At 63.0% G+C, this 17,266-nt stretch carries 16 protein-coding genes; all 16 read left to right on the forward strand.

The genetic code is table 11. The features are described 5' to 3' along the window. Positions 1-64 precede the first annotated feature (64 nt). The 16 genes from HNR05_RS17845 to tuf all read left to right on the forward strand — a co-directional run bounded on the left by HNR05_RS17845 (position 65) and on the right by tuf (position 17,246). Positions 65-544 (forward strand): type II secretion system protein, encoded by a 480-nt coding sequence (locus HNR05_RS17845; RefSeq protein WP_343062653.1) that lies wholly within the window; start codon positions 65-67, stop codon positions 542-544. Positions 545-644: 100 nt separating this feature from the next. Then, positions 645-2,003 (forward strand): prepilin-type N-terminal cleavage/methylation domain-containing protein, encoded by a 1,359-nt coding sequence (locus tag HNR05_RS16465; protein WP_179580118.1) that lies wholly within the window; start codon positions 645-647, stop codon positions 2,001-2,003. After that, the gene (locus HNR05_RS16470) at positions 2,000-2,713 is read left to right on the forward strand and encodes a type II secretion system protein (protein WP_179580119.1); all 714 of its coding nucleotides are present in this window, start codon (positions 2,000-2,002) and stop codon (positions 2,711-2,713) included. Before HNR05_RS16465 ends, HNR05_RS16470 begins: the two co-directional genes overlap by 4 nt. Beyond that, a complete protein-coding gene (locus HNR05_RS16475) occupies positions 2,713-4,491 on the forward strand; it encodes a hypothetical protein (protein WP_179580120.1) in 1,779 nt (592 codons plus the stop codon). Before HNR05_RS16470 ends, HNR05_RS16475 begins: the two co-directional genes overlap by 1 nt. Then, the gene (locus HNR05_RS16480; RefSeq protein WP_179580121.1) at positions 4,488-5,375 is read left to right on the forward strand and encodes a prepilin peptidase; all 888 of its coding nucleotides are present in this window, start codon (positions 4,488-4,490) and stop codon (positions 5,373-5,375) included. The genes HNR05_RS16475 and HNR05_RS16480 overlap by 4 nt, the downstream gene beginning before the upstream one ends. Positions 5,376-5,408: 33 nt before the next feature. Further along, positions 5,409-6,458: a type IV pilus assembly protein PilM gene (gene pilM / locus HNR05_RS16485; protein ID WP_179580122.1), complete on the forward strand. Its 1,050-nt coding sequence runs from the start codon at positions 5,409-5,411 to the stop codon at positions 6,456-6,458. Continuing rightward, positions 6,455-7,117, forward strand: a complete 663-nt coding sequence (locus HNR05_RS16490; protein ID WP_179580123.1) for a hypothetical protein — start codon at positions 6,455-6,457, stop codon at positions 7,115-7,117. The genes pilM and HNR05_RS16490 overlap by 4 nt, the downstream gene beginning before the upstream one ends. A gap of 2 nt (positions 7,118-7,119) precedes the next feature. After that, positions 7,120-7,851, forward strand: coding sequence for a type IV pilus inner membrane component PilO (locus tag HNR05_RS16495; protein WP_179580124.1), 732 nt, complete (start codon positions 7,120-7,122; stop codon positions 7,849-7,851). 118 nt (positions 7,852-7,969) lie between these two features. After that, positions 7,970-9,004, forward strand: a complete 1,035-nt coding sequence (locus HNR05_RS16500) for a hypothetical protein (RefSeq protein ID WP_179580125.1) — start codon at positions 7,970-7,972, stop codon at positions 9,002-9,004. 33 nt (positions 9,005-9,037) lie between these two features. After that, positions 9,038-9,526 (forward strand): DUF6121 family protein, encoded by a 489-nt coding sequence (locus HNR05_RS16505; protein ID WP_179580126.1) that lies wholly within the window; start codon positions 9,038-9,040, stop codon positions 9,524-9,526. A gap of 49 nt (positions 9,527-9,575) precedes the next feature. Further along, complete coding sequence (locus tag HNR05_RS16510) at positions 9,576-10,250, forward strand: spermidine/putrescine ABC transporter substrate-binding protein (protein ID WP_179580127.1); 675 nt, start codon at positions 9,576-9,578, stop codon at positions 10,248-10,250. Between the two features lie 306 nt (positions 10,251-10,556). Then, positions 10,557-12,353, forward strand: coding sequence for an acyl-CoA dehydrogenase family protein (locus HNR05_RS16515; RefSeq protein WP_179580128.1), 1,797 nt, complete (start codon positions 10,557-10,559; stop codon positions 12,351-12,353). Between the two features lie 518 nt (positions 12,354-12,871). Then, the gene (rpsL, locus tag HNR05_RS16520) at positions 12,872-13,246 is read left to right on the forward strand and encodes a 30S ribosomal protein S12 (protein WP_055787040.1); all 375 of its coding nucleotides are present in this window, start codon (positions 12,872-12,874) and stop codon (positions 13,244-13,246) included. Continuing rightward, on the forward strand, positions 13,246-13,716 hold the full coding sequence (gene rpsG, locus HNR05_RS16525) for a 30S ribosomal protein S7 (RefSeq protein ID WP_179580129.1): 471 nt from the start codon (positions 13,246-13,248) through the stop codon (positions 13,714-13,716). Before rpsL ends, rpsG begins: the two co-directional genes overlap by 1 nt. A 96-nt stretch (positions 13,717-13,812) precedes the next feature. Further along, positions 13,813-15,927: an elongation factor G gene (gene fusA, locus HNR05_RS16530; protein WP_179580130.1), complete on the forward strand. Its 2,115-nt coding sequence runs from the start codon at positions 13,813-13,815 to the stop codon at positions 15,925-15,927. Between the two features lie 125 nt (positions 15,928-16,052). Further along, entirely contained in the window at positions 16,053-17,246 is a 1,194-nt protein-coding gene (gene tuf / locus HNR05_RS16535) for an elongation factor Tu (RefSeq protein WP_179580131.1), read from the forward strand. Positions 17,247-17,266 lie beyond the last annotated feature (20 nt).

Genomic DNA, 17,266 nt, shown 5'->3' on the forward strand with positions numbered 1-17,266 from the left:
TAGGCTGAGCACTCCTTCGACCCCGAAGGCTGGTCCCGATTCACCTCTTGAATGGACAAACACAGTGCTCACGAAATCGCTCAACGCCCTCAACGCCCGTCGCAAGAACCTCACGGAAGGCGACGACACCGGTTTCACCCTGATCGAGCTTCTCGTCGTGGTCATCATCATCGGCATCCTCGCTGCGATCGCCATCCCGGTGTACCTGGGCGTGCAGGACAGTGCGAAGGATTCCGGCACCAAGTCCGACCTGGCGAACGCGAAGATCGCGGTCGTGGGCTACATGACCGACAACTCCGGAAAGACGTACGCGGAGGCGTACACCGCACTGCTGGGAACCGGTGGTGGGGCTACCGACCCTGTCGGCATCAAGTACGGTGCGACCCTCAGCAGTAACACCGTGTCGATCGTCGAAGCGACGCCCGTAGACGCCAAGTTCCCCTTCTGCCTTATTGGAACGAGCAAGAGCTCAGGCGCCTCAAAATTCAACGTGACTGATAAGGGTGTTCTCAAGGGGACCGTCTGTGGAGTTGACACTCCGTAAGTTCGCGCTGATCGGGTGGGGCGCCGCACCGCGGTGCCCCACCGCACCAGTTTCACGGTAGCCAACCGCCCTAACGCCCGAAGTCAGAGGGAGGTGAATCATGAAGAGCACGAGAGCCCGTCTGGATGTCACGTCGGCCCGTGAGGCCGGCCTCTCACTCGTCGAGGTGATCGTCGCGATGATGGTCTTCGCGATCCTCTCCATCGGTGTGATCTTCTCCTTGATGACCATGCTCACGCAGACCGTCGACTCGCGTGCGCGTGAGGTCGCTGCGAACCTCGCCGCTCAAGAGATCGATTCCGCCCGATCGGCCTCTGATCTGTTCGCACTTCTGGACGCCGATCTTGCTCCCGTCACGGTGAACGGTCAGACGTTCGCCGTGCACCGGTCGACCCAGTGGGTCTCAGACCCCACCCAAGACGTCGCCTGCGGAGCCGCAAAAGGGGCTCTCCAGTACAAGCGTGTCAACGTCACCGTGAGGTGGAGTGGAATGCGTGGCGACACTCCCGTGCGCGCCGATACTCTGCTCGCTCCCAAGTCTCGAATCAGCGACGAGACTCAGGGCGTCATCCTGGTGTCGGTCTCGAACGAACTTGGTGAGGGCGTCGAGGGCGTCACCATCACCATCAGCCCATCGATCACCCCGGCGCCCAGCGCGACCGACGCACAGGGCTGCAGCTATCTACTCAAGGTTCCGCCGGCTGCGTACACAATCACGGTGAAAAAGCCTGGCTATGTCGACAACATGCAGAAAGTGGCCCCGAGCACACCGCTCACCATCGCGGCGGGAGCATCGCTCTCGGCCAAATTCACGATGGACAAACTGCTTCCCCTGAATCTCGCCTACGCGAGCGAATTCGCGGCAGTCGGAGTAAAGATCCCCACCAAGATGAGCACCAGTCTTCTGCATTCGACCGACGTTCCCCTCGACTCGGTCGCCCCGGCGGCGGCGCTCAGCCGATCCGTCAGCCTGTACCCATTCCGCGATGGGTACGCCGCGGTAGCGGGCAACTACTTGGCGAAGAACGATGTCACACCCGGATGCCTGTCGCCGAACCCCGTGGAATGGCCGGCCGGCGCCGATGAGACGGGGCTACCCATCGCCGCACAAGCTCCTCAAGCGATAGTTCCAGCGGTTGGAGCGACGGCGCAGGTGCCCATGGGCGTCGTGGCAGTGGCCAGAAGCGGCACAGAAACAGTCGTCACGGCTGTATCGGTGGCTGCCCCAGCGGGAACCGCGGATCCCGGCTGTGCGCAACTCACGATGACCTATACGTTCGGCGCAGTCTTGGCGGCAACCCCCGTCACGCTTGCCTTGCCTTTCGGCTCGTGGCAGTTGTACTACGGTGCGACCGCCAACGCAGCGAAGAAGGTCCCGCAGGCGAACATGACGGTCACGTCGCCCTCGAAATTGACCGCCGGCATTGTGACGCTCGACCCCCGAAAGCGTGTGCCGTGAGCCGCGCCGAAGCCCAGCAGGCTCCCCTCAGGCGCACGATTGCGGCGCGTGGCACAGACGGCGGAATCAGCCTGATCGAGCTGCTGGTGACCATGGTGCTGGTTGGTATTCTCAGTGCGATTGTGGTCGGAGTCTTTGTCAACTCCTCGAGCTCGGTGACGCGGGGCAGCGCCGCAACCATCAACACCTCAACCGCGGCGAACGTCATGAATGAGACGAGTCGCGTCATCCGCTCGGGTGCAACCAACCCGGTCGCGGGGGGCACGGACGCCCCGGCATTCGTCACAGCCAAAGCTGAGCAGCTCGTTCTGTATTCCTATGTCGACGTCACGGCGGTGAGTCCACAGCCGGTGAAGGTTGAATTCGCCGTTGATCCCGCGACCCGGCTGCTCGTCGAGAAGCGCTGGTCGGCGAAGGCAGGTGCAACCGGGCTGTGGATCTTCGACGGAACGAATCCGTTGACGTCGACCCGCACGATGCCAGGAAAGATCACCGCGCCTGCGGCACCCGCAACGGTGTTCAGTTACCTGGACTCCACAGGCGCACTCCTCACCATTCCCGGTTCGGGTTTCACTGCGGCGCAACTCGCCACGATTGCGTCGGTCAAAGTCACGCTTGTTGTGCAGGCAGCTGAGGGGGCATCGGCCAAGCCGGTCACGCTTGTCAATTCCATCCGACTTCCGAACCTCTCGTTTAAGGCAGGACCCTGATGATCTGGCTTTCACAACGACTCCACCGCACAGAGTCAGAGCGCGGCTTCGCCATGGTCATGGTGCTCGGCATCGGCGTGGTGCTTCTCATTGTGATGGTCACGGCGATGACCTTCTCTGTTGGCGGGTTGAAAAAGGCGAAGCAGGATCAGGACTCGGCGGGGGCGTTGTCGGCGGCCTATGCGGGCGTCGACGAGTATCAGAGCCGACTCACGGGCGACAGTTCGTACGGGCAATACGGCAACAAGAAGGCAGATCTGACGGTGAAGACCGGGAGCAAGGTCATACCGCCCATCTCGCCGAACCCCGCTTTCGATGTCGACAAGGCCGGTGGCTGGGCGAGTGTGCAAGGAAGCGGTGGCACAGCGTGGTTCCGCTACGAGGTGGACAACTCACGGTTTCAAGATTCGGGTGTTCTCCGCGTGCGCTCCACCGGCAAGGTCGGAGAGGCCACACGGTCAGTTGTGGCGAACCTGAAGGGGCGGGGGTTCATCGATTTTCTGTACATCACCGACTATGAGATCCAGGACCCCCAGTTCACTGTCGACGGCGCAGGAAAATCCACCTGCATCGACCCCAAATACGCCTGGGAGGTGACCGGATTTCGCACGGGCTGCACCGAGATCACGTTCGCGGGAGGCGACATTCTGAACGGCCCGGTGCACTCCAATGACGTCATGCACATCTGCGATGCAACCTTCACCATGACCGTCACATCGGCCTACCCCACGTATCCCCACTATTCCAAGACGACCGGTGGCAACGGCGGGGCCACCTGCACCGGTCAGAAATGGGGAACGCCACCCACGGGCGGGCCCCCGAGCGTCGACTCGTCGGTGACCTTCCCCAAGACGAACTCCGACATGAGACGGGAAACGCAGGTCGATCAGCCGCAGGATGTTCCGCGCCCGGGCTGTCTTTACACCGGGCCGACCAAGATCACGTTCACGAACGATGGCTATATGACCGTGCGCTCGCCGTGGACCCTCTACACCCAGGCCGGTGCGAAACAGGCTCCCGCTGCGGGGGTCATTCTGGCGGAGTGCGGCACTCCGGGCACCGGCGGGCTCGGCTCGGTGGCCGGGCAGAAGATCAAAGTTCCCGATAACAACCTGATTTTCGTGCAGGCTGTGCCAGGGGGTAGCGCCGACCCGAACTACTGGGCGTCGACCCCGCCGAGCCCCGGCTTTACCGGCTGCACCGGGGTTGACACCACTGTCGTCGGTAACGGAATCGGCTACCCCTCGAAAGTGGGTTCGACCTTCGAGGTGGCGCCTTCCACAACGGCGTATGGCTGCCGGAACGGCGATGTCTTTATTCAGGGGGCGTTGAAAGGGAGGGCAACTGTTGCGGCGGCCAACTACGTCTATGTCACGGGTGAACTCACGTACGCCGATGTGGATCGGGACATGCTGGGCCTCGTCGGCAACCATGCGGTGTGGGTGTGGAACCCCGTCGACAAAAACAACAAAACTCTGCTCACGGATGGCTTCCGCACGATCCAGGCGGCAATCCTCTCGGTGGACAACACCTTCATGGTGCAGAACTACAACCTGGGTTCCAAGCGTGGCGAACTGCGGGTGACGGGTGCGATCGCCCAAAAGTATCGAGGCATCGTCTCGCAAAACGGCGGCTACGTGAAGCGGTACAACTACGATGGGCGGTTGAAAACGACAGCCCCACCCAAGTTCCTCACGCCCGTATCGACGACCTACGGAACGACTCTGGTTGCTGACACCGCGCGGGCCTTCACCGCGGACGGAAATCCCGTTCCATGATTCCTCCCGGGGTGAATGAGGCGTCGGTGATTCTCACGGTGACGGCGGGAGTCTTCGGCCTGCTCGTCGGCTCATTCCTGAACGTCGTCGTCTATCGGGTGCCGAATGGAATGTCGGTCGTCTCGCCGCCCAGCACCTGCCCACGGTGTGGCAGCGGGATCAAACCGTTCGACAACATCCCAGTCGTGTCATGGCTGCTATTACGAGGGAAATGCCGCAACTGCGCCACTGCGATTTCGGTGCGATATCCGTTGGTCGAGCTCGGTACAGGGGTCGCGTTCGCGGTTGTCGTGTGGGGTCTTGTGGCTGGCGGGGTCTCGACAAGCTCGACCAGCGGGTTCGGCTCGACCAGCGAGATCGGCTCGACCAGCGGGACCGTCGCGGGCGTCCTCACCGTCATCGCATTCCTCTATCTAGCGGCGATCAGCATCGCGCTGGCCGTGATCGACCTCGATGTGAAGCGTCTGCCGAACGCCATCGTGCTGCCGAGCTACATCGTCGGCGCCGTGCTACTCGGTGCCGCCGGGCTGCTCGGCGGTGACCTCGACGCGCTACTTCGCGCCGGAATCGGGCTCGCCGTGCTCGGGCTCGCCTACCTGCTGATGGCGCTCGCCTACCCGGGTGGCATGGGGTTCGGCGATGTGAAGCTGGCCGGTGTCCTCGGCCTCTATCTTGGCTTTCTCGGCTGGGGCGAGCTCATCGTCGGTGCGTTCGCTGCATTCGTGCTCGGCGGTCTCTTTTCGATCGGGCTGCTCCTGACTCGTAAGGCCACCCGCACGAGCGGTATTCCCTTCGGCCCGTGGATGCTGGCGGGCGCGTGGGTCGGCATCTTCTTCGGCGGTTCCCTGTGGAGCGCCTATCTCTCGCTCCTCGGCGTCGCATGAGGACTGTCAGTTCAGAAACAAAGGAGTAGGCCCATGGCAACGAGTGTCGTCGGAATAGACATCGGCAGCGCCGCGCTGCGCGCGGTGGAGGTACGCGATCCAGCGAAGGCCAAGCCAACGCTGCAGCGCTACTTTGAGGTCGCGCTCCCCGCCGGAGCAGTGTCCAGTGGTGAGGTCGTCGAGCCCAACACTGTCGCCAGCGCGCTCAAAGAGCTGTGGAGCAAGGGCGGGTTCAAGACCAAGAACGTGGTGCTCGGCATGGGCAACCAGCGTGTGCTTGCTCGTGACCTGACAGTTCCCAAGATGTCGCGTGCACGCATCCGTGAGTCGCTCCCCTTCGAGGTGCAGGAGATGCTGCCGGTTCCGGTCGCGGAGGCGCTGCTCGACTTCTACCCGATCTCAGAGTCGATGGGAGAGCACGGGCCCGTCGTCAACGGATTGCTTATTGCGGCGGTGAAAGAAGCGGTGCTCGGCAACGTGAAAGCCACCCAACTGGCCGGTCTCACCACCGTCGACGTCGACCTGATTCCGTTCGCGCTCACCCGTGTGATGCTGGCCAGACCGCGCCTGATGGGCACCGTCGCCCTCATCGATGTGGGCGCGAGCACGACCAGTGTCGTCATCGCCAAAAACGGCGTGCCTCAGTTTGTGCGCATCATTCCGACGGGTGGGGACGACCTCACCCGCGAGCTCATGACCGGGCTTGAGACGGATCCCCAGACTGCAGAATCCGCCAAGCGGGCGCTGGGATTGGCCGCTGCGATCTCCACTCCTGCCGAGCAGAAGGCCCTGGAGATTATCTATCGGGTGGCCAGCGACCAGCTGACCAGTCTGCGGAACACCATCAATTACTGGATCAATACGCGCCCGACTGACCCGGTTCAGCGCATTGTGGTGAGCGGCGGGGGAACCCGGCTGGTCGGGCTGCCCGAAGCGCTGGCCGAGATGACACGACTCGAGGTCGTTGCGGGCGATCCGTTCGCCGAGATTGGCTTGGCGCGCGGTGTCAATGCCGAGCAGCTTCGCGGCAGTGGCTTGGATTTCGCCGTGGCCTTTGGCCTGGCCCTGGGGTGCGCAGCATGAGCCGCGTCACGAACGCCGTGACCCTCCTGGTCGGCGGCGAGCCGCGCGTGGACCTGCTTCCACCCGAGATTCTGAAGGAACGAACAGCCCAGCTCGTCGGTCGCCGACTCGGCGTCGGGGTGATCGGCGTTCTGGTGGTCGTGCTGCTCGGTGCCGGCGCGGCGACGGTCTATGCGATGCAATCGCAGGAGGCGCTGCTCGTCGAACAGGCGCGCACGGCTGAACTTCTACAGGAGCAGGCCACCTATTCAGAAGTCCGCACCGTGCAGAGCCAGCTCGCCCTGGTCGAGGCGGCACAGCAGGTCGGAGCATCCACGGAGATCGACTGGAAGGCCTACCTTGAGCAGGTCAGGGCCACGCTTCCCGGCAGCGTCTCGATTGACACGGTGAGCGTCGACACCGCATCCCCGATGGCAATCTTTGCTCAGCCCACGGCTCCGCTGCAGGGCGAGCGTGTCGCCACGATCAGTTTCACCGCGACAAGCATGGTGCTGCCCGACGTACCTACGTGGCTCGCCGCGTTGAAGACCCTTCCGGGTTACTCGGATGCTCTGCCCACCTCGGTCACACTCGATTCCACAACTGGCGTCAACACCGTCAGCATCACGATGCACGTCAATTCAGCGGCGTTCGCGCAGCGCTTCGTTACGGAGAAGTAGCCATGGACAAGAATCGAATGTGGGCGATCGGCTCTATTCTGCTGATGGCCGCATTGGTCGTCGGTGGGTGGTTTCTCGCCGTGCAGCCGCAACTTGCTTTGGCGCAGGTCGCCACGATGCAACGCGCGACGGTGGAGGCGACCAATGCGACCCACGCGGCCGGCCTCGAGAAGCTGAAGAAGGACTTCGCGAATATTGAGACTCTCAAACAGGAACTTGCCCCGCTCGACGCCTCGGTGCCGACCGACACCGAGGTTCCGGCGTTCCTTGAGCAGCTTGATGCGATGACCAGTGCGGCGCTGGTGCGGCTCGACAGTGTCACGATGTCTGACCCGCAGCCGTACACGCCGGTGGTTCCCGTCGAGGCCCCCGTTGCCGCGGGAACGGAGGCCGCCCCCGCACCGATCGATGGCGTGGATGCGGTGCCCGCAGCGCCGGCGGCCGGTGCGCCGCCGGTCACGAACTCCCTGATCACAGCCTCAAATTTTGCATCACTTCCGGTGCAAATCAACGTCTCCGGTAGTTACGACTCCGTGTTAAATTTCGTCAAAGGTCTGCAGAGCGGCACACGCCTTTTCATGGCCACAGGCCTGACCACTGCAACGGATACCTCCACCCCCGGGTCGGTCACGGCGACCGTGTCTGGCCTCATCTATGTGCTAGTGCCCACCGACGTTTCGGCGGGAACGGACGCTCCGCCCGCGACCGGTACGGCGGAGGCCAGCGGCAACTAACCCACGGCGTCGATTCCGGTCGGCCCGCGCTGAAACCCGCAGGATGTCCGCTGATCTGGGGAACGCCGTTGGTACAGTTGCACTGAACAAACAGGGCCCCGGCCACGAGGAGTGCAGTATGAGCGAGACAACACCTGACAAAAGCACGACTCCCGCCGAAGCGGATTCACGCGCGTCGGCGGCCGATGCGATCGAGACCGTAGAGCCTGTGGTCGAACCGCAGCCCCGCGTCTTTGCGCCCGCGCCAGTCGGCCCTGAAGACATGACAGACACCAGCGATCTCAACGATGCGCTCTTTCCCGCGCCGGTTGCCGCCGGTTCGGTCGCGCACGAAACGTTCGTGCCGGCGATGGCCGAGCCCCCCGCGGGTGAGGCGCCCGTCGTGCCGGAGGAATCCGCCGCCCACCGTGAAGGCCCGGCGCCGGTGAGTCGTGCTGTCGAGGGTGAAAGCACGGCCCATGTCGACGCGCCGGACCCCATCGACAGTCGGGAGGTGCTGGTCGCCCCTCGTGTGATCGACACTCCGGCCGCGGTCTATACCCCCGCTCTGACCGTCGCGCCGCAACGGACGGCCGACCAGCTCCCCACCCCGATTTACGTGCAGGCCCCCACCCCGCCAACGCCGGCCGGTAACCGTGGCGGCGGCATCCTGATCGCGCTTCTCGCGACCGTCGCTTACGCTGCGCTGTTCTCTGTCGTCGCGTTCCTGATCGTCGGCATCACCAGCAGCACCGTTGAGCAGGCCGTTAGTGCCTTTTCCGGATTCGTCGTGCGCCCGGTCTTTTACATCCCGGTGATCTTCTTCTTCATCGCTTTCTCCTTGCTTATCGCTATTGTCAATCGCGGCGGCTGGTGGAACTATGTGTTCTTCGGCTTCCTCGTGGCCGTCGTGGTCTACTTCTCCTACATCGGCGGGGCGCTGCTCACCGTGAACGCCTGGAACTACACGCCGCGCGAGGCCGCCCAATTCATCGGCACTCAGTGGCTGAACCCTGGAGCGATCGCCTCGGCCATCATCGCCCGTGAGGTTCCGATTTGGTTCGGCGCGTGGATTGCGGCGCGCGGGCGCAAGGTCTCGGCCCGCAACATCGAAGCACGCCAGGAATACGACCGTCTACTCGCCGAAGGACCCCAGCTCGCCACCTCCCTTTAGGGGAATCGAGCCGGTGAAACGGGCAGAGTAACGATGCGCGACGAACAGAAGTACGCCACGATCGTTGCTCTGTTCGCCACGGTTCTGTACCTTGCGTTGGTGGTGGCAGCCCTCGGCCTTATCAGCCTCGCCACCAACAATGACGTGATTCAGCAGGCGGATGCCGGTCCGCTCGTCGGTCCGACCATGTCGGGGGCCGCGGTCATCACGGTCTTCGTCATGCTTCTGATCGAGGGGGTGGGCCGCCCGCCCGCCGAGCAATACGTCGCCGTCGGGTTCGCTTTTCTCACCGGGGTTTTGACCTACGCCGTGTTCATCCTTGTCGGTGCAGCGCTCTACGCCCTCGGAACAGGTGCGCTCTTTGATGTGCTGACCTTCACCGAGTCGATGCTGGTCAGTCCTTTCGCGCTGGCCGTCGGCATTCTGGCCGTCATCGTGACGCTGGTTTACTCGTGGATTCTTGCCGCCCGGGTGGGTGAGCACGGGCGTCCGCTCTGGCCGTGGGAGCGCCGCGGCGAATAACACGGGCGGAATGCTGACAGCGCTCACGCGGGCGACTACCCTGGGCCTCATGGACGGTTCCATCGAAGCACGTGTCGACCACGAGGTCGATACGTGGCTGCGCTGGCTACCACGGTGGCGCCCCGGAACGCACCGCGGTCGTTCCCGGCTGTGCCGTCAGTGTTTCGGCTCACCGATCATGGCAACGGCCGGTCTGGCCACCGATGTTCCGCACGCCGTCCAGCATGCGCTGGCGATGCGAATGAAGGCCCTCATCGATGCGGCCGTCGACGAATACACCGCTCTTAATCTTCCGCTGCTCAGCCGTGAGTTGCGACGCAACGACGAGCGCCGACGCAGTACGACGTATCGACCGACCGAGGGTCTCGACCTGGAATATAGGGGGCTCGATCTCGACCCCCTGCCCACCGATGATTCCCCGTATCTGTTCACGTTCGGCGAGTTGGCCGAGGCGACGGATGACGATGAACCATTCCCCGAAGACACCGAGCCCCTCCGGCCGCTGCCGCCGACACCGCTCAGCACCGAAGAGAAGGCAGCGCTCCGGGTTGAACTGAGGCTCGCCGACGACTTCGCCGATGCGCTCGGACAGCGCATCTGTGTGCGACTCGGCGAGCAGAGGGAGCGCATCAGGGCGGGAATTGCGGCGCACGTCGAACCGCAGGTGCAGGCCTTGTTGGCGGATCTCGACAGCGCCCTCGATTCACCCCTCTGGCCGCGCTAGCCGTCGCGCGGGCGGCTCGAGCCGCCCGTTGATCGAGCCGCCCGTGGATCGAGCCGCCCGTGGATCGAGCCGCCCGTGGATCGAGCCTGTCGAGATCGAGTGGCTGCGTGTTGAGGTTGGCCTACGGGGTCTCGACAGGCTCGACCAACGGGACGGGGATCGTGTGGCTGCGTGTTGAGGTTGGCGCGCGGGGTCGACCGCGGTGCCTGCGCTGTAACCGAACCCGCATCCGTTCAACTTCCGTTTGTCGAGCCCTCCGAAAAAAGTAATCCTGTGCCGCACGGGTTGGCCCGGTACGCTATCGGCATGATTCGATACCAGCCGCCAATTGCCGACATTGCGTTCGCCCTTGAGCACGTTGTGGGCTATCCGGAGATCGCCAACCTTCCAGGATTTGAGCATGCCGACCTCGACACCGTGGTCGAACTGATCGAGCAATGCGGTGAGTTCATGGCCGAGGTGGTGGCCCCAACAAACCAGTCCGGCGATAGTGAGGGTGCGCGCCGCCAGCCGGATGGCTCGGTCATGACGCCCACCGGGTTCACAGAGGCCTATCACCAGTACGTTGAAGCGGGGTGGGGCTCGGTGCCGCTCCCCGAGGAATTTGGTGGCGGAGGTTTTCCCCGAACCGTTGGCCTGATCATCCAGGAAATGATGACCTCGGCGAACATGGCGTTCGCACTCTGTCCACTCTTGACGCAGGGGGCGATTGAGGCGCTCCTGCACTACGGCGACGAGGACCAGAAAAAGCGCTATCTGCCCCGGATGGTCAGTGGTGAGTGGACGGGCACGATGAACCTGACCGAGCCGCAGGCAGGTTCGGATGTCGGCGCATTGACCACACGTGCCGTGCCGCGCCCCGATGGCAGTTATGCCCTCACCGGACAGAAGATCTTCATCACCTTCGGCGATCACGACATGGCGGAGCAGATCGTTCACCTCGTGCTCGCCCGCACCCCGGGTGCCCCGGCGGGAACCAAGGGCATCTCCTGTTTCCTCGTTCCGAAGTTTCTGGTCAACGATGACGGATCGCTCGGCGAACGCAACGGGGTGCACACCCTGTCGTTGGAACACAAGATGGGAATCCACGGTGCACCCACCTGTGTGCTCTCCTATGAGGACGCCACCGGCTACCTCCTCGGCGGCGAAAACTTGGGTATGCGCATCATGTTCGTGATGATGAACAGCGCCCGGCTTTCGGTGGGAATGCAAGGCCTCGCGGTCGCCGAACGCGCCTACCAGCAGTCACTCGCCTACGCGCAAGAGCGGCGGCAGGGCCTCGCGATCGGCGCAACTGGCGTCGATTCGGCGATCATCGAGTTCCCCGATGTGCGACGGATGCTGCTGACACAGCGGTCCTCGCTCGCGGCGCTCCGCTACCTGATGCTGCTCGACGCGAGTTATGTCGACCGCAGCACCAACGATCCCGATCCCGCCGCGCGTGCCCGCGCAAACGAGATCGTCGGCATCCTGACGCCGATCTGCAAGTCGTTCGGTTCTGACCTGGGCAATGAGCTCACCTCGCTTGCTCTGCAAGTGCACGGCGGTATGGGCTACATCGAGGAGACCGGCGCGGCTCAGCACCTGCGTGACGTACGCATCGCCGCGATCTACGAAGGCACGAATGGCATCCAGGCTGCCGACCTCGTGGGTCGAAAGCTCGGCGTGCGCGGGGGAGCGTCGGTGCGGGAACTCCTCGCAACGATGCGCGAAATCAGTGCGGAATTGGCCGGCGCTGGTCCCGAGTTCGACACGATCCGCGAGGAGCTCGGTCGGCAGTTCGACGCCCTCGAGCAAGCCACCGAGTGGATGCTTCGCACCGGTCAGACCGACCCGAACGCGGTGCTCGCGGGCTCGACGCCGTACCTGCGGATGTGGGGACTGTGCACCGGCGGGTGGCTGCTGGCACGGGCTGCGGTGGCGGCTCCGGCAACGGGCGACACCGCATTGGCGGACAGCCAGCTGGTGTTGGCTCGGTTCTGGGCCGAGCAGGTGTTGCCGCAGTGCACGGGCCTCCTGGGGGCAGCAATCGCGGGTACCCGCGACCTCTTCGCACTGGATGCGCACCAGCTCGCCGGGCAGGCGAGTCCGGTTCGGCGATAACGGCGCGTCACAGGCGAGCAGCGGCTCGAGGTTGCCTCGCGGGGTCTCGACAGGCTCGACCAGCGGGACCGGGGACTGGGCTCGACCAGCGGGACGGGGGATCGGGGACTGGGGTCGACAGGCTCGACCAGCGGGACCGGGGATTGGGCGACAGGACTGACCAGCGGGGGCACGCCCGGATCCACAGCAAACTGCCATCCTCCAGTGGTACCTCGACCTTGACCGGTAGGGCACGCTCGGGATAGTATTTTCCGGTGTGCGATTTGTCGTGCGCTTGATCCGTGCCCTCATGCTGCTCATGTAGCAGTGAGGCGCCCAAGCTCCGTTAACGCATATATGCAGGGTTTGCTCTCCGAGCAGCCCCCACGGCATACCTTCCACAAATCACAGAACCCGTTCCGTTAGGGCTGGAAGGTCCAGATGAACTCGAGTGACCTGGCAACAGGTGTTTGAAAAAACATTCTCGAATGCTAACCATCAATGAGCTGTCACCGTGCAGCAAAAACAAGGAGTAATTAGTGCCAACCATTCAGCAGTTGGTCAGGAAGGGCCGCAGCCCCAAGGTCACCAAGACCAAGGCTCCCGCCCTGAAGGCCAACCCGCAGCAGCGCGGCGTATGCACCCGTGTGTACACCACCACCCCGAAGAAGCCGAACTCGGCTCTCCGTAAGGTCGCCCGCGTCAAGCTGTCCAACGGTACCGAGGTCACCGCCTACATCCCCGGTGAGGGACACAACCTGCAGGAGCACTCCATGGTGCTCGTCCGCGGCGGTCGCGTGAAGGACCTTCCCGGTGTGCGTTACAAGATCGTTCGCGGCGCACTGGACACCCAGGCCGTCAAGAACCGCAAGCAGGCTCGCAGCCGCTACGGCGCGAAGATGGAGAAGAAGTAATGCCTCGTAAAGGCCCAGCTCCCAAGCGTCCCGTTGTCGCTGACCCGGTATACGGTGCTCCCATCGTCAGCCAGCTCGTCAACAAGATCCTCCTCGACGGCAAGAAGGGTCTTGCCGAGCGCATCGTTTACGACGCACTCGAGGGCGTTTCCAGCAAGAACGGTGCTGATGCAGTTGTCACGCTGAAGAAGGCACTCGACAACGTGCGTCCCACCCTTGAGGTGCGTTCGCGCCGCGTCGGTGGTTCCACCTACCAGGTTCCGGTTGAGGTCAAGCCGCACCGCGCCAACACCCTGGCGCTGCGCTGGTTGACCAGCTACGCCAAAGCGCGTCGCGAGAAGACCATGACCGAGCGTCTCACCAACGAGATCCTCGACGCGTCCAACGGCCTCGGTGCCGCGGTGAAGCGTCGTGAAGACACTCACAAGATGGCCGAAGCGAACAAGGCCTTCGCTCACTACCGCTGGTAGTGAGCCGGAGCGTAGTCGGCGGATGCTCAGCATCCGCCGGTTACGCTCTTCTTGCCTGTTCGATCCCCGCCTTACCAAAACTTCCGGAGGACACCCGTGGCACTTGACGTGCTCACCGACCTGAGCAAGGTCCGCAACATCGGCATCATGGCCCACATTGATGCCGGCAAGACCACCACAACTGAGCGCATCCTGTTCTACACGGGTGTGAATCACAAGATCGGTGAGACGCACGATGGCGCCTCAACGATGGACTGGATGGCACAGGAGCAGGAACGTGGCATCACGATCACCTCTGCTGCCACCACGTGTTTCTGGGACAACAACCAGATCAACATCATCGACACCCCCGGCCACGTTGACTTCACCGTCGAGGTGGAGCGTTCGCTCCGCGTTCTCGATGGTGCCGTTGCAGTGTTCGACGGCAAGGAGGGCGTTGAGCCCCAGTCCGAGACCGTCTGGCGCCAGGCCGACAAGTACGACGTTCCCCGCATCTGCTTCGTCAACAAGATGGACAAGCTGGGCGCCGACTTCTACTTCACCGTCGACACCATCATCAACCGCCTCGGCGCCAAGCCGCTGGTCATCCAGCTGCCGATCGGTGCAGAGTCTGAGTTCGAGGGCGTTGTCGACCTCGTTCAGATGCGCGCGCTGACCTGGCGTGGAGACTCCAAGGGTGACGTCGAGATGGGCGCCAAGTACGCCATCGAAGAGATCCCGGCCGACCTCGTCGAGAAGGCCGCGGAATACCGCAAGCTGCTGCTCGAGACCGTTGCCGAGACCGATGACGCCCTCATGGAGAAGTACTTCGGTGGCGAAGAACTCACTGTCGCCGAGATCAAGGGCGCCATTCGCAAGCTGACCGTCGCCAGCCAGATCTACCCGGTTCTCTGTGGTTCTGCATTCAAAAACCGCGGCGTTCAGCCGATGCTGGATGCAGTCGTCGACTACCTCCCCACGCCGCTTGACGTTCCCGCCATCGAGGCGCACGACGCTCGCGACGAAGAGAAGGTCGTCATGCTGCACCCGAAGGCCGACGAGCCGTTCGCTGCTCTCGCGTTCAAGGTTGCCGTGCACCCGTTCTTCGGCCGTCTGACCTACATTCGCGTGTACTCGGGCCGCATCGACAGCGGTGCCCAGATCATCAACTCGACCAAGGGCAAGAAGGAGCGCATCGGGAAGATCTTCCAGATGCACGCCAACAAGGAAAACCCCGTCGATTTCGTGACCGCTGGCCACATCTTCGCCGTGATCGGTTTGAAAGACACCACCACCGGTGACACCCTGTGTGACCCGGCCCAGCAGGTCGTCCTCGAATCGATGACGTTCCCTGAGCCCGTCATCGAAGTGGCCATCGAGCCGAAGACGAAGGCCGACCAGGAGAAGCTGGGTCTCGCGATCCAGAAGCTCGCTGAAGAAGACCCGACCTTCCGTACCGAGCAGAACCAGGAAACCGGTCAGACGGTCATCAAGGGTATGGGTGAGCTTCACCTTGACATCCTTGTCGACCGCATGAAGCGTGAGTTCAACGTGGAAGCAAACGTGGGCAAGCCCCAGGTTGCGTACCGCGAGACGATCAAGAAGGCCGTCGAGCGTCACGACTACACCCACAAGAAGCAGACCGGTGGTTCGGGTCAGTTCGCAAAGATTCAGATCGCAATCGAGCCTCTCGCGATCACTCCCGAGAAGAGCTACGAGTTCGAGAACAAGGTCTCCGGTGGCCGCGTGCCCCGCGAGTACATCCCGTCGGTCGACGCGGGCATCCAGGATGCCCTCCACGTCGGTGTGCTGGCGGGTTACCCCATGGTCGGCGTCAAGGCAATTTTGCTTGACGGTGCCGCCCACGACGTCGACTCTTCGGAGATGGCGTTCAAGATTGCTGGATCGATGGGTTTCAAGGAAGCCGTCAGGAAAGCACACCCGGTTCTGCTCGAACCGTTGATGGCCGTCGAGGTGCGTACCCCCATGGAATACATGGGTGACGTGATCGGTGACCTCAACTCACGCCGTGGCCAGATCCAGGACATGGAGGACGCAAGCGGTGTGAAGGTTATTCGCGCCCACGTTCCGCTGTCGGAGATGTTCGGTTACATCGGCGACCTGAGGTCCAAGACTTCAGGACGCGCCGTGTACTCGATGACATTCGAGAGCTACGCGGAGGTCCCGAAGGCTGTTGCCGACGAGATCATCCAAAAGAACAAGGGCGAATAGCCCCACGGGCCTTCTGGCCCAAATCGCTTAGGCCGCCTGGCCCGAGTAACATAAATACAAATCCAGCGGATTCGCCGCTCGCCATGGCGAGCGGCGGATCATCCGAGTCCTGAGGAGGACCCACAGTGGCCAAGGCCAAGTTCGAGCGGAACAAGCCGCACGTAAACATCGGAACGATCGGTCACGTTGACCACGGAAAGACCACGCTGACTGCAGCGATCTCGAAGGTCCTGGCCGACAAGTTCCCGTCCGCCACCAACGTTCAGCGCGACTTCGCAACGATCGACTCCGCTCCCGAAGAGCGCCAGCGTGGTATCACGATCAACATCTCGCACGTCGAGTACGAGACCCCGAAGCGCCACTACGCACACGTAGACGCCCCGGGCCACGCTGACTACATCAAGAACATGATCACCGGTGCTGCTCAGATGGACGGCGCAATCCTCGTGGTTGCCGCTACCGACGGCCCGATGGCTCAGACCCGTGAGCACGTTCTGCTCGCCAAGCAGGTCGGCGTGCCGTACCTGATGGTCGCGCTGAACAAGTCCGACATGGTCGATGACGAAGAGATCCTTGAGCTCGTTGAGCTCGAGGTTCGCGAACTCCTCTCCAGCCAGGGCTTCGACGGCGACAACGCTCCCGTCGTTCGTGTTTCGGGCCTCAAGGCTCTCGAAGGCGACGAGAAGTGGACCCAGTCCATCCTCGACCTGATGGAAGCTGCCGACGAGCACATCCCCGATCCCATCCGCGACAAGGACAAGCCGTTCTTGATGCCGATCGAGGACGTCTTCACGATCACCGGTCGTGGAACCGTCGTCACGGGCCGCGCCGAGCGTGGCACCCTGGGCATCAACTCCGAGGTCGAGATCGTCGGCATCCGCCCGACGCAGAAGACCACGGTCACGGGTATCGAGATGTTCCACAAGCAGCTCGACGAGGCGTGGGCCGGCGAGAACTGTGGTCTGCTGCTTCGCGGTATCAAGCGTGAAGATGTTGAGCGCGGCCAGGTTGTCGTCAAGCCGGGTTCGGTTACGCCGCACACCGACTTCGAGGGCACTGCCTACATCCTCTCGAAGGAAGAAGGCGGCCGTCACAACCCGTTCTACGCGAACTACCGTCCGCAGTTCTACTTCCGTACCACCGACGTCACCGGCGTCATCACGTTGCCCGAGGGCACCGAGATGGTTATGCCTGGCGACACCACCGACATGACCGTCGTGCTGATCCAGCCGATCGCCATGGAAGAGGGCCTCGGCTACGCAATCCGTGAGGGTGGCCGCACCGTCGGCGCCGGCACGGTGACGAAGATCATCAAGTAATAACGCTCTGAGAAAAGGGT

Source organism: Leifsonia psychrotolerans, from assembly GCF_013410665.1.
GTDB classification, from domain to species: domain Bacteria; phylum Actinomycetota; class Actinomycetes; order Actinomycetales; family Microbacteriaceae; genus Cryobacterium; species Cryobacterium psychrotolerans_A.

Bases quoted from the DNA above. Each gene is read 5' to 3' on its own strand.
- HNR05_RS16475 (WP_179580120.1), top strand. From the start codon at position 2,713: ATGATCTGGCTTTCACAACGACTCCACCGCACAGAGTCAGAGCGCGGC.
- HNR05_RS16495 (WP_179580124.1), top strand. From the start codon at position 7,120: ATGGACAAGAATCGAATGTGGGCGATCGGCTCTATTCTGCTGATGGCC.
- HNR05_RS16465 (WP_179580118.1), top strand. From the start codon at position 645: ATGAAGAGCACGAGAGCCCGTCTGGATGTCACGTCGGCCCGTGAGGCC.
- pilM (WP_179580122.1), top strand. From the start codon at position 5,409: ATGGCAACGAGTGTCGTCGGAATAGACATCGGCAGCGCCGCGCTGCGC.
- rpsG (WP_179580129.1), top strand. From the start codon at position 13,246: ATGCCTCGTAAAGGCCCAGCTCCCAAGCGTCCCGTTGTCGCTGACCCG.
- HNR05_RS16490 (WP_179580123.1), top strand. From the start codon at position 6,455: ATGAGCCGCGTCACGAACGCCGTGACCCTCCTGGTCGGCGGCGAGCCG.
- HNR05_RS16500 (WP_179580125.1), top strand. From the start codon at position 7,970: ATGAGCGAGACAACACCTGACAAAAGCACGACTCCCGCCGAAGCGGAT.
- HNR05_RS16510 (WP_179580127.1), top strand. From the start codon at position 9,576: ATGGACGGTTCCATCGAAGCACGTGTCGACCACGAGGTCGATACGTGG.
- HNR05_RS16480 (WP_179580121.1), top strand. From the start codon at position 4,488: ATGATTCCTCCCGGGGTGAATGAGGCGTCGGTGATTCTCACGGTGACG.
- HNR05_RS16505 (WP_179580126.1), top strand. From the start codon at position 9,038: ATGCGCGACGAACAGAAGTACGCCACGATCGTTGCTCTGTTCGCCACG.
- HNR05_RS16515 (WP_179580128.1), top strand. From the start codon at position 10,557: ATGATTCGATACCAGCCGCCAATTGCCGACATTGCGTTCGCCCTTGAG.